This window comes from Saccharothrix sp. NRRL B-16314 (assembly GCF_000716595.1).
Taxonomy (GTDB): Bacteria; Actinomycetota; Actinomycetes; order Mycobacteriales; family Pseudonocardiaceae; genus Actinosynnema.
The window spans coordinates 1-12437 of the sequence record NZ_JNXC01000029.1 but is presented as its reverse complement, the minus strand read 5'-3'; the positions used below and the strand labels follow the sequence as shown (position 1 = coordinate 12437).

Here is a 12437-nt window from a genome sequence, read left to right as displayed (position 1 = left end):
AGGAGAACGTTCGTTCTTGTCTCAGCCGAGACTGTCAGCACCTCGCCGTCACGTCAAGACTGAACGTTCTATCTGTTAGCATGCCGATGATGACGAACGTCCACGGTCAGGTCTCCGAAGCGCGGTCGCGGCTGCTCGCCACGGCGACCCGGATCTTCTACGCGGAGGGGATCCACTCCGTCGGCGTGGACCGGATCGTGGCCGAGGCGAAGGTCACCCGGGCCACGCTGTACCGGCACTTCCCCGGCAAGGACGACCTGATCGTCTGCTACCTGAGGGAAGCCGACCAGGCCATCCGGAACCAGGTGGACGCCATCATGGCCCGAGGGCTGCCGGACGCCGACGTCCTCCGGGCCATCGCCGGTTCCATCGCGGACGGCATCCGGTCACCCGGCTTCCGCGGCTGCGCCTTCCTCAACGCCGCGGCCGAGTACCCCGACCCGGCCCACCCCGTTCACCAAGCCGTCCTCGCGCACCGCGAGTGGTTCTCGCACACGATCACCGCGCTGCTGGCCCGCATCGGGGACGCACCGGCCGAACCCGCCGCCCGGCACGTCGTCATGTTGCGAGACGGAGCGATGGCTTCCGGCTGCCTGTCCGACCCCGAACCGATCTGCGAGACGTTCCTCCACGGAGTCGAAAGCCTGCTCCAGGTCCACGCTGCGGCCAAGTCCTCACCGGACACGGACACGGCACAGGCCTGACCCTGCCGGGATCACGCGCCGAGATCACGTGCCATGCGTGCACTCGACCTCGAAGTCGATCGAGCGCCAGGTGAACGGGGCGTCCCAGCCATCATCACCTCGCCGCCAGGCATCGAACGCCGTGTAGACCTTCTCCGGCGACACCGTCAGGGTCCGGTAGTGCTCAGACGGCGAACCCGCACGGTGTTCGAGCTGATAGATCCCATCCGGGCGTTGCCACACCTGAATGTAGGTGTGGTCCTGCTCCGCCGAGAGGACCAGGACGCCGTCCCTCGCCATGGCGAGCACGGCCGCCTCGATCCGGCTGCGGCCCGGGTTCTTCACACGCTTGAACCGACTGCCATCAAGGAACGTCGTGTCGTGCTTGGGCACCACACCTCCAAGGCATCCCACCCGACCGGACGGGTTCGACCGGCGGGCCGACTCGTGCAGTCAGGACCGGAGGGACTGAACCGCGACGAAGCGGTGCTCGACTCCAGACGAACTCCTCGACGGACAGCCCGTGGTCGTCACCGTCTGCCCATTCCAGCACATCCGACCTGAAACCGAGCAGCAGTCGCACGCCATGAATGGTCGCCCCGGTCGAACTCGCACGACAGTGGCGAAAGCCCCGGCAGAGTCAGTCGCGCAACGACTCGCACCCTGCAATACAGGTGCAGCACGCAACCGGCCGGATGTAACGTCGCAGCAATGGATCTGACCACAGTTGCTGTGCCTCATACGCTCACTCACCTGAAGCCACTGCTGCCCGCGCCCCCGGCTCGCATCCTCGAGGTGGGCTGCGGTCGTGGTGCCTTAGCTTCCGCTCTGGCGGACCTGGGCTACGAGGTTACCGGCGTGGACCGCAACGCAGAGGTGGCCGCTGCAGCGAGGACGCGCGGAGTGCCCGTCATCGAAGCCGACGTCTTGGACGTCTCCGGCGAGTACGACGTCGTACTGTTCACGCGCTCCCTGCACCACGCCGAGAACCTCGACGCCATCCTCACCCACGCCGCCACATTGCTCGCGCCGGGCGGCCAACTCATCATCGAGGAGTTCGCCTGGGAACGCGTGGACCACGCCGCCGCACATTTCGTCTACGACAACCGCGCGCTGCTGGTCGCAGCAGGTCTGCTGGATGCCGACCACCCCTCCGGTGACCTCCTCGACGCATGGATCGGTGGCCACGATTCGCTCCACCCGGGTTCCGCCATGCTCACCGCCCTGAGCCGCGTTGGTTCCGACCTGACCACGGTGGACACCAGCATCCTGTGGCGCCTGGTCGACGGACGCGGCGGTTCCTGGACCGAGCCCGCCACCCACGCCGCCGACGCCCTCAACACCATTCGCGAAGCCGAGGAACGCCGCATCGCGTGCGGAATGCTCCCCTCGGTAGGCCTGCTCGCCTCCGTCCGCCGATAACGCTCCCGAATCATCGGCTGTGAACCGCAATCTGCGGTGAAGTGGCCGGCGGCCGTACCGGAAAAGTCAAGGTCGATCGACAACAGTGATGTCGACGCCGACCGGACAATCCGTTGCAGCACAACAGACCGTTCCCCAGCGTGAATCGCCCGGTTCGACAGAACTCTGGCAGCGGCGGGTCAGGCCGTGGCGATACCGGCCGGTTTCCCTGGTGACGCGACTACTCGGCCGCCGCACACCGAGTCGGCGGTACCCTCCCACCCGTACCCTGCCGCATCGGAACGCGCGACGGGACCGGCGTGTTCGGGTTCGCCGCCGGCAACGGGTGGATGGAATGCCGCTGGAGCGAGCACGACCGCTGGCCCTTCGTCGAGTTCATTGAGAGGGCAACGACGAGATCACCCCCTGCCAGCGGGTGTGGTCGGGTCGTCCTCACCGAGACCACAACGCGAGGCGGACGTTGAGCGAGTACCAGTACTACGAGTTCGTCGCGGTCGACCAGCCGCTCGACGCGCAGGCCCAAACCGAGGTGCGCGAGCTGTCCACCCGCGCGGAGATCACCGCCACCAGCTTCGTCAACGAGTACCAGTGGGGCGACTTCAGTGGCGACCCGTGCCGGCTGGTGGAACGCCATTACGACGCGCACCTCTACCTCGCCGACTGGGGAACCCGGCGCCTCATGCTGCGCCTGCCGCGCACTCTGCTCGACCTGGACGCAGTCGAGCCCTACCTCGTCGACGAGCAGGTCGAGGCCTGGACGACGGACACCCACCTCATCCTCGACCTGCACAACCACGACGAGACCGCCGACTGGGACTACGAGCCGCAGGGAGCACTGTCCGCCATCACCGACGTCCGGAACGAACTCGCCGCCGGCGACCACCGCGCGCTGTACCTGGCATGGCTCGCCGCGTACGGCACCTGGGAACGCGACGAGGAAGCGTTCGACCGCGACGCCGACGACGACCGGGAACCGCCCGTGCCCACCGGACTGCGCACACTCACCGCCGCGCAGCGCGCGCTGGCCGACCTCCTCCGCCTCGACGACGACCTGCTCGCAGTCGCCGCCGAAGCGAGCCCACCGCACGACAAGACCACCGACGACCTCGAACAGCTCGCGACCTGGGTGACGGCACTGCCCGAAGTCGAAAAGGACCACCTGCTGCTGCGCGTCATCCAGAACCAGACCGCGACCGTCCGGACGGAACTGCTGCGCCGGTTCCGCAACAGCACCACCCCACCCACCCCCACGCTGCCGCAGCGCACCGTGGGCGAACTCCTGGACGAGACAGCGCGGAGGCGCGCCGAACGGCAGCAGCGGGAAGAGTCCGAGCGCACCGACAAGAACGCCCGCCGCTAGCAAGATCGAGCCCTCGCCCGCCTCGTTGCCCGTCTGACACACGTGAACCCATGACCAAGGCGACCCTCCCGTCCCGACGGCGGGACACCAACCACCCGCTGACCGCTGCGCAGAACCGTCACCAAGGCACTCCACCCCGACCTCGGAATCAGCTACGACGCCCGCTCCAGCTCATCCAGCCGGTTCACGAGCACCGTCTCACCGAACCGCACGGCCAGGGCGCGCAGCGTCCCGACATCGACGCCGCCCACGTCGAGCTGGCGGGCGACCTGCTCGATCCGCGGCCACACCCGCCCGACATCGAACCGCGAGCGCGAGCGCAGTAGCGAACGTGCCCGACCAAGCAGCGCCCGTTGCCGCAGCCACTGGGTCCTCCTGCGTAACGGGCCGCACCCTAGCTTCAGCTGCACGTGCACCGAGCCGGGTGCGTTGCTCCGATCATCTCGCCGATCGCGTTGTCGGACACGCCGGAGAACCCGGACACGACGACGTCGACCTCGTTCATCAACGCCTGGTCGATCCGGCCGGACTGCACCAGTTCCTTGTGCTCGACCGACACGGTTACGGTCGAAAGGTGTTGCAGCGGTGCAGCGCTACTCGTTGATGAGCTGCTCGCGCAGGATGTCCGCGTGTCCGCAGTGCTGAGCGAGCTCACGCAGCACGTGGAGGTACACCCAGCGCAGCGGGAGTGGGCCGCGTCGGTTGCCACGAACCGTGTCGTCCAGCCCCAACGACGACGTCGCCTGACGGGATGCCTCGCATGCGGCGTGGTGTGCTTGCCTGACGGTGACGATGGTGTCGTCGTCATCGAGGATGAACGACTCGTCCGGAGTCGCGGGGATGCCGATCTCGGCGCGTGAGCGGCAGGTGATGGCTTCGTCGAACCAGACCTTCTCCACGAAGGTCGCATGCTTCACCAAGCCCAGCAACGTGGTCCGGGAGGGCACCAGCGATCGGCGCACCTGCTCCTCGGTGAGCCCGTCCAAGCATCGGTTGAGCGCACCGCGGTGCTCGTCGAGGAACGCCTCGAACTGGGCCCGAACCGGCTGATCGATGACGTCCGCGGTGGACGCCGCAGGGTGTGCAGACATGTGCCCAGCATCCCAGACCGTCTCCCAGGGCACGACCGGATGACAGGATTCGAGTCTGCGCCCCTTGACCTTCAACGGTGGAGACGCCGAATCAGCAGGCCGTGACGGTGCAGTTGGAGGCACATCGGCGCACCTCGACCCTGTTGTCACACCTTGACTTTTCCCATTCCCCTCGCGGCGCGTTCTCGGCTCGCAGCAATCGCCATGCCGAGGTATTTCCGGCGCAGGGCCTCAAGCTCGTCGAGTCTCATGCGAACGACTCCTGTCGCCTGCCGACATCAAGCGACGGCCAGTCGATGCGTGGCGGAGATCAAGATGGCGCACCGTCACCATGACCGGTCGGGAACGAGCCTGGCCATGCGGTCCACGTGCTCGTCGTCAAGTGGCCTCAGGTGCGCAAGTGCGTTTCGCGCATCCCGCAGGCAGAACAGCAGCTCCCTGTCCGACCGCGACAACCTGACCCGGGAGGTCGATACCGCCCACGCCATCATCCCGAGTTCCAGGGTGATACGACCGTTCGCCTCCACCCCCTCGGGCGCGCCGCCGCGGACATCACGGCCCAGTTCGGCGAGTACGGCTGTGCTCGCCCTTGAGCGGACCGTCTCCTCAAGCCGTGCGCGCCAACCGTCGATGAGCGGCATCAATGCCCGGTTGTGCCCCCGCCACACGAGGTTGTCCAGGTCCACCAACGAATCGATCGCCCCGCGGACTGCGGGACTGATCCGGAGCTGCCCATCCCAGAGTTCCAGGGAGCCGGCGCTCCACGCGGATCTCAGCTCTTCGGTCGGTCGCTCTCCACTGCCGCGGAGCCGCCGGGGAACACCCGCTGCGAGGTCGTCCTCCGCGTGCGCGAAGGCGGCTATCTGCTCGCGGAGCGTCCCCCGACGACCATCCCATGATGACGCCAGCCCTTCTGCAAGCGCCAGATCGGGGCCGGATACCTCGACGATCACCTCCGCCGTCACCAGTTCCCGCACGTCGATCCGGTGCGGGTGGCCCCGCCCGGTCCTCCGGCCTCGGGCAGCTGTGGTGACGACCGCCGTGTCGAGACGGCCGCACACGCTCCACCACCAGTGCGCCCTGGTAGTCACCGGATCAACCTTGTCCAACAGCCGGGCCGGCAGATCTCCGAGCCTGGCCGCGACGAGCACGCGTGTGCGGTCGTCGGGCGGAACACCATGCTCCTTCGAGAAGGCGGTCAACCTGGTGAACACCGAGGCAACGTCGTCCGGATCGTTTTCCGCCCAGGCACGCACGACGACGACTTTCCGCCGCAGCCAGTCCGACGAAGTGAGCACGGCGAGCGGGTCGTCAACTTCACCGGATGGGTCCTCGAACACGAGCAGCAGGCGCTCCGACACGGAGGACGTGCTCTCCAACGTCGTGACCGAAGCGGTGTGGAACGACTCGTCCCAGTCGAACACCCCGAACCTGCTTCGCGCCCAGGCGGGCAGCTGTTCCTCGGCCGGCCCCGTGGCCTGGACCTCTGCCCGCTGCCCACTCGTCCTGCGCACCTCCGGTTGGGGCACCCGCACGCTGTCGACCCGACGCTCGATGAGATCGACGAGCTCGTCGGCGACGCCGCGGTCCACCAGGTCGTCCGGCAGGAGCCAGATGCAGCTCCACCCGCTGTTCAAGTCCTCCGACAGCACGTCCAAGTGCCGGCGAGGTCCTGGCAGCAAGCCGAAGTCCGAGCGGCCGCTCTTCACGACTTCTCGCGGACCGTGGTGATGCAGCGGTGCACGACCCGGTCGAGCATGATGCCGTCCGCGCTTTCGTCGAGCACTCCCCAGTCGACCAGGTCGTCCAGCAGCTCGATTGCTCTTCCCAGGTCGAGTTCGAGCATCACGGCCACGTCGGCCGTCGAGATCACCTCGCCCGGGTCGAGGTAGTCGACCCACGGCCCGATGCGCGTGATGAGCGCCTGGTCGACCCCGGCCCGGTCGAGGAAGTTCCGCGCCCAAACCAGGTCCGTGGACCACTGCACGACCCGCCCCAACGCCTGCGCCTGAGTAGCACCCCGCACCACCACCCAGGCGATGACGTCCTCCACCAGCTCCGTCCAGCCGCCGGTCGCCTCGATCAGCCGGACCCGTGAGCCCAACACGTCGAACGGGCACTCCGGCCAGCTGCGCAGGCTGCCCGCCGTCCACCGTGACGGTCGCACGAGCTCCACGCCCTCCGCCACGCCGACCTCCCGCGCAACCGAGGGGTCGATCACCAGCACGGAAGCCAGTCGGTCCTTGGCCAGCCGCTCCTTGACCTTGAAGATCTCGGCCACCGTCCGATCACGCAGGTCCGCCACCATGACGGTGGGCCTCTTGCGACGCGCGGCCGTCGTCACCGCCTTCGCGATGTCGGCCACCGACGTGTGCACCTCGACCCGGCTACCACGCATCTCCGCGTAGTCCTTCAACGCTGCAGGCACACGGTCCACGCCGAGGGCATCGGTGCCGGTGACGACCGAGGCAGCGCCGACCGCCGCGAGCTCGAACAGTTGGCCGTCGGTGAGCGGACTGCGCCTCTGGACGCCCTGCGCGCTGAGCAGCAGCCTGCGCGCGTCACGCGGGTTGTATTCGTAGGGCAGGTCGAACGCCGTTTCCCGGAGTTCCAGCTCGAGGCTCGCCTTGGTGCCCAGCATGTTCACCACGTTGGGACTCCGCACGGCGTACCTGCTCTGGCCGGACAGCCGGATGAGCAAGCCAAGGCCGACCATCTCGTCCAGGTAGATGCTGACCTGCGAGGCGGTGAGGTCCTCGAACCCGGCCGGCCAGTGCTCGCGGGCCTCCTGCAGGAGCTTCTCCGGACCGTAATCGGTGCTGAACCTGTCCTTCAGGCTCAGCAGCGCGATGACGAGGGTGAGAACGCGGTACCGGTCTTCGAGGTTGATCGTGATGCGGAGACGTTCGGCGATGCGGGCGCGTACCCGGTCGCTGCCGACCACCGCCTCGACATCGCTCTCCCTGATCGGCACCGGCAACGCCTGGGCGTGCGACACGCGGTTGTGCAGCGTCCGCACGAGCTCTTCACAGAAGATCTGGATGAGGCTGGCTTGATAGTTGGTAGCCGAGAGCAAGCGCCACACGAGTTCGGGTCGCTCGAAGCTGTAGCCCAGCGCGGCGAGGGGCGCCACGACGAGCCTGCGCGCATCGACCTGGTCCAACGGACCGACCAGGATGTCGGGGCCTCCGTGGACCAGCGGCACGTTGGACAGGTGCCCGAATCGCTGCACCTGGTGCAGGCCGGCGAACACGACCTTGAACCGCCGGTCCGTCGATTCCATCAGTTCCTTCAGGCGCAGCACGTTGGGGAAGTGCGCTACGCCGCCTGCGGTGGGCGTCCCGCGTGAATCCGCGGTGAGGAACGCATCGGCCTCGTCGGCCAGCAGGAGCAACCGGCGGCCGGAGTGTTGGTCGAGCCACGTCCGCACCTGGTTCACCACGACGTCGGCGGGGGCATCCTGGGAAACCCGGTCGGAGAGCACGCTCGCCTTCTTCAGTTCCAACACGAGTTCGCGCCAGATCCGGCTGGCGGGCTCCGCCTCCCCGATGCCGCGGCCCTTCAGATCGAGGTAGACGGCGAACCGGTACTCACCATCGTTGAACGTCGCCTCGACCCGGCGCAGCAGTGCCGACTTGCCGAGTTGGCGACCGCCGTAGATGAACAGCCCGCCGTTCGGGTCGATGACCTCCGCCATCTCCCGAACCCGGCCGACGAACACCTCCGGAGGCACCAGTCCCGCGACGAACGGCGTGTACGGGTTCAGCGCCGTCCACGGCAGGGTGATGCGCTGGGTGGCACGCCAGGAACCTGGTGCGTTCGCCGCGACCCATCCGATCACCGCGGGGTCGATGACCAGTGCCTGGACCGGGCTCCGAGTGGCTTCGGCTGCCAACCCCCGCCTGGACTGCAGGTCCATCGTGTGCAGGTAGAGGACGACGTTCGCGCGTCCGGCGTCCTCGGGACCGAGCACGTCGAGAACCGATCGGCGTCCCCTGTGCTCCTCGACCACCACGGTCACGGTGTAGTTGCTCGCGGCCGATCCCAAAGTCGAGATGTACGAGCCGTCGGACGGCGTGCCCTGCACCCTGAACTTGCGGAATCCGCGCCGGGCGCCGCGGTTGATCTCCTGTGGACGGGTGGCGGGCTGGAGGCCGAGCGTCCGCAGGATGTCGCGGACGGCGTTCGCCCATCGGTCCCCGCTCAGGCCGTCGTGGTTCTTCAGCGATTCCCACGCTTGCACACCTGTGTTCGCCAGCGGGGTGAGCGCCGCTCCGCTCGCCGCCAGCTCGGACCAGGCGAACGCTCCGGCGCGCGTTCCCTCGTGCTGGCGGGCAACCATCTCGGCGAAGCTCTTGACGTCCTCGGCCGCCTCCTGCACATGCTCCGGCAGCGGCTTGCCCGCCCGGATGAACGCGATGAACTCCGCCGCGGTGACGGTGTCCCCGTCATCGAGCAGGGAAACGATCCGATCATGGTCGTCGGCCTGGACGTGCAGTGTCGCGATCTCGCTGCGAAGGTCCTCGACCCGGGAGCGGTGCTTCGCGTCCAGTTCCTCCGCGAGCTGCGCCAGGCTCGCCGCCGCATCGTCGAACGCGCCGTCGTCCACCGTGGCCAGTGCTTCCAGCTTTCCCGCGACGGCAGTCTCGTCCTCGAGGTCGAGGAGGTTCTGGGTGCGGATGCGTGCGAAGAGGTCACGCGCCCTGTTGAGGGCCGCGTGATGGAGCTTCGTGCACGACCGGGTGCCGTCTTCCAGGATCTCGCGGAGCGGACCCACCGGCTGATCGACGGCCCAGAACCCCTCCCCCGCCAGCTCGACCAGCCGACGCGCGCTGCGGAGGTCCCCGCGCTGGCAGTAGGCGGAGACCGCCCGTTCGAGGTCCGGCTCGCGGGTCAGCTCCGCCAACACCACGGGCGTCCGCAGGTCCTCCGGGTTGGGGCGCCCCCAGGTGTCCCTGGGAAGGTCCGGCAGCACCAGCAGGACATCGGGGCTCGGTTCGGACAGGCTGAACGAGGTTTCCCCACCGCCCACAGCGGCGTATCCGGCGCGGATCGTCTCGTTGGGCCGTTGCAACCACCGGCGGAACAGTGCCATGGCCACACCGGACATGCCCGACGGCGGCTCGGCGGATTCGACATCCGCCAGCGCCCGCGACAGCCGTGTCGCAACGGCCTGGTCTTCCGATTGGGTGGCGGTCAAGCGCCTGCACACCGCGTCGGCCTCGATCAGGATCGTCCGCACTTCCTCGATCGCACGGACCAAGGTCCGGAGCGCAACGGCCACGATGGGCTCTCGTGCCTGTTTCGGTGTGCGCATGGCGGCATCGGCGGACTCGATCATCGCGTCAATCGCTCCCGGCGCGTTCATCGCCGCGAGCGCGGAGCCGACTTCTTGGCCGTCCCCTGTACCTTCGGACCACTCCGCCACCACTGCCAGCGCGGTGGCCAAAGGCTGGCCTGTGATCATCAACCGCTGCAACACCCGGGTCGCACGCTGGTAGCTGTTCTTGCGACGGGGCAGTTCCTCGGCCATGTCACGGGCCCGACGGCCCAGCTCCGTACGTGCCTCGTGCGCGTCGTTCTCCTGGAGGAGCCCACCCAAGCCGTCGTCGATGCGGAAGCCACGGCGAACGGCGTCGATCGTCGTGTCGATCAGCGCAGCCCAACGAGCCGGGAGCACCAGTTCCGGCCGCAGCTGGGTCAGCGTGGGGAGGCCCCATCCCGCGATCAGGCCGGCGCGCAGGGCGGCCGTGGTGGCAAGCGCTGCAGCGTCGGCATCACCGGCCAGCTCCTGTGCGTCAAGCTCAAGACCTGCCAACACCGCAGTGGCGTCCGCGTTGTTGTTGATCCCGTACGCGGCTGCGGCGAACCGCAGCACGGCGCTGCGTCGATTGGGCTCGCCGGACATCGCGGTCACCCAGTACGCCTCGACAAGCCTGCCGCTGCCGGCCAGCTCCACCGCGAGCGGCGGTTTCCCCTCCTCCCATGGGAATCCGATCGCCAGGTCGTCGCTGTCCGGCGAGGTCACCGTTTCCGTGGTGTCCACTGCCTCTATCGGCGGCGGGGCCACGGCTTCCGCAGACCGCGGCTCTTGCTCTGACGCCGGCTCGCCGAAGTGCCCGGCAGTTGTCGCGACCGGTTCCGGGAGTCGCTCGGTTTCGACCAACGGCAACTCGGCGGTGGCCCGCAGCCGCTCGATGTCAGCCTCCACCGCACGCGCCGCGTCCTGCAAAGACTCTCGGGCGTTGCCGGGTACCGATTTGACGAGCTCTTCGAGTTCGCCGAGTTGCTTACGCAGTTCGGCGATGCGTGCGACGGCGGCAGCCTGTTCGGTGGTCTGCCTGGAGGTCTCTTCTTCCTCCTTCCGCGCCAGCTCCTCAGCGCGAAACTGCACCAGCAATGCGCCGGCACTGTCGAAGTCCGCGCTCTCGGCCTTTCCGGTCACGTCGGCGAGGGCTTGGAAGAAGGCCGAGCGCTGCTGACGGTACTCGGCCAACGATCTGTCGATCTCACCATCCATTTCGCCGCCGATGACAATGTCATCCGCTACAGCGCGAAGAAGGACGGCCAATCGAGAGGCAGAGTCGCGAATGACTACGAGGTCGTTCTCAATGGCGTCCACCGCAGCCGAACAGAGTTCCGGATCCACCTTCGGAACGATCGATGCCACGCCCGCAGTCATGTCGCTCCCAAGTGCCAGTGCCGGATTCCCTCGGCGCTCCAACGCCTCAACCAACGCTGGTACAGGTGAACGTCCGGCGTCTTGGAGAGCCGCCTCGAGATCGCTCCGGTGCCGCAACGCCAGGGCTGTCGCCGGCACGTCGCCCAACAGCAGACCGAACAGCACCAACCGGCCGAATGGACTGCCGAGAGCGATCAGCATCCGGCGCAGTTGGTCGAGGTCGGGGTCGCCGACTGTCTCCGGCTCGAACTTGCAGTGGGCGCTCAACACGCGGGCTCCGACCGACAACCCGCCGACCGCAAGGCGCGTCAACTGGTGCGACGACATCTTGGCCGCGTGGGCACGCGCGGCCCGCAACTCGCGCCGGACCGGTGGCCGAGGGTCCTTGGTCGGCGGGGGCATCTGCGCGGCGTGCCTGAGCTGATCACACACAGCGAGCAGGGCGCCAAAGTCAGAGTCGCTAAGCGCCGTCAGCCACTTGCGCAGCTCGGTAGGAACATCGACTGTCACGGAGCGATGTCTTACCCCATCGCGAACGACCCACGAACGAGTGAACATGCCGCCACTCTGGAGTGAACCGATATCTCACTCGAATGGCTTAGCGCACATGACTGAACGCGCAATTTTGCGGTCTCCATCCGCATCGACGCAGGTACGATCGGTGATCACGACGGCATCCGACGAGTAGACGCAGAATCTTCTGTTCATCCAGGACGCCCCGACCCACCGGGATGGCGAGCACGCAAACCGGTCGGACTCGCACGGTTTTTGCGGTATTCCGCCTCGCATACAACTGCCCGCAGCCGGCTACAGGCCTCGACGACCAAGTCCGGCGACAATCCGCGTCCTGACCCGCGATAAACGGGGACAATCCACTTGGAAGTCAGCTCGCACGGGACGATGACCAAGCGCCGATGAGGAGATCCGACTTGAACGTTCGCCCCCTGGCCGCGGCGGCGGTGCTCGCACTGACCGCCGGCCTACTGGTCGCCACGCCCGCACAGGCGGAGGCATCCGTTACCTTCACCCCGCAAACGATCCTGGCCCCTGGCCTCCCATCGGGTGGCGGGGTCGACCAGAACGTCACTCCCGTGGGCACGATCTCGCTGGACATGACCGCCACGCAGACCGCGTACGTGGTCTCGAAGATGCGGGTCAACAACGCCACCATCCGCAGCCTCTTCGACAACGAGGTCGTC

10 protein-coding genes are annotated in these 12437 nt (G+C 67.6%); 4 read left to right on the top strand and 6 right to left on the bottom strand.

Features of this window, described 5'->3' with window-relative positions:
* Positions 1–89: 89 nt before the first annotated feature.
* Positions 90–704: a TetR/AcrR family transcriptional regulator gene (locus OQ02_RS30830; RefSeq protein ID WP_156077414.1), complete on the top strand. Its 615-nt coding sequence runs from the start codon at positions 90–92 to the stop codon at positions 702–704.
* 24 nt (positions 705–728) lie between these two features.
* Here the strand turns inward: OQ02_RS30830 and OQ02_RS30825 are convergent, their stop codons facing one another.
* A complete protein-coding gene (locus OQ02_RS30825; protein ID WP_156077413.1) occupies positions 729–1076 on the bottom strand; it encodes a hypothetical protein in 348 nt (115 codons plus the stop codon).
* Between the two features lie 318 nt (positions 1077–1394).
* Here OQ02_RS30825 and OQ02_RS30820 point away from each other — a divergent pair, with 318 nt between their 5' ends.
* Positions 1395–2105, top strand: a complete 711-nt coding sequence (locus OQ02_RS30820; RefSeq protein WP_081916057.1) for a class I SAM-dependent methyltransferase — start codon at positions 1395–1397, stop codon at positions 2103–2105.
* Between the two features lie 460 nt (positions 2106–2565).
* The gene (locus OQ02_RS30815; protein ID WP_033442212.1) at positions 2566–3465 is read left to right on the top strand and encodes a hypothetical protein; all 900 of its coding nucleotides are present in this window, start codon (positions 2566–2568) and stop codon (positions 3463–3465) included.
* A 152-nt stretch (positions 3466–3617) separates the two neighbouring features.
* On the opposite strand, the gene OQ02_RS44290 is transcribed toward OQ02_RS30815, so the two are convergent.
* From OQ02_RS44290 to OQ02_RS30800, 5 genes are all read right to left on the bottom strand, one after another.
* On the bottom strand, positions 3618–3755 hold the full coding sequence (locus tag OQ02_RS44290; RefSeq protein WP_156077412.1) for a hypothetical protein: 138 nt from the start codon (positions 3753–3755) through the stop codon (positions 3618–3620).
* A 110-nt stretch (positions 3756–3865) separates the two neighbouring features.
* A complete protein-coding gene (locus OQ02_RS44285; protein WP_156077411.1) occupies positions 3866–4024 on the bottom strand; it encodes a hypothetical protein in 159 nt (52 codons plus the stop codon).
* 34 nt (positions 4025–4058) lie between these two features.
* Positions 4059–4556, bottom strand: a complete 498-nt coding sequence (locus OQ02_RS30810; protein ID WP_033442156.1) for a DinB family protein — start codon at positions 4554–4556, stop codon at positions 4059–4061.
* A 326-nt stretch (positions 4557–4882) separates the two neighbouring features.
* Positions 4883–6214: a hypothetical protein gene (locus OQ02_RS30805; protein WP_156077410.1), complete on the bottom strand. Its 1332-nt coding sequence runs from the start codon at positions 6212–6214 to the stop codon at positions 4883–4885.
* 47 nt (positions 6215–6261) lie between these two features.
* Positions 6262–11748 (bottom strand): hypothetical protein, encoded by a 5487-nt coding sequence (locus tag OQ02_RS30800; RefSeq protein ID WP_156077409.1) that lies wholly within the window; start codon positions 11746–11748, stop codon positions 6262–6264.
* Between the two features lie 419 nt (positions 11749–12167).
* On the opposite strand from OQ02_RS30800, the gene OQ02_RS44280 reads away from it, so the two are divergent.
* The coding region (locus OQ02_RS44280) for a hypothetical protein (protein ID WP_197043573.1) at positions 12168–12437 on the top strand (270 nt) is incomplete at its 3' end.

Coding starts and splice junctions, on each gene's coding strand:
- OQ02_RS30830 (WP_156077414.1), top strand. CDS start 90: ATGACGAACGTCCACGGTCAGGTCTCCGAAGCGCGGTCGCGGCTGCTC.
- OQ02_RS30820 (WP_081916057.1), top strand. CDS start 1,395: ATGGATCTGACCACAGTTGCTGTGCCTCATACGCTCACTCACCTGAAG.
- OQ02_RS30810 (WP_033442156.1), bottom strand. CDS start 4,556: ATGTCTGCACACCCTGCGGCGTCCACCGCGGACGTCATCGATCAGCCG.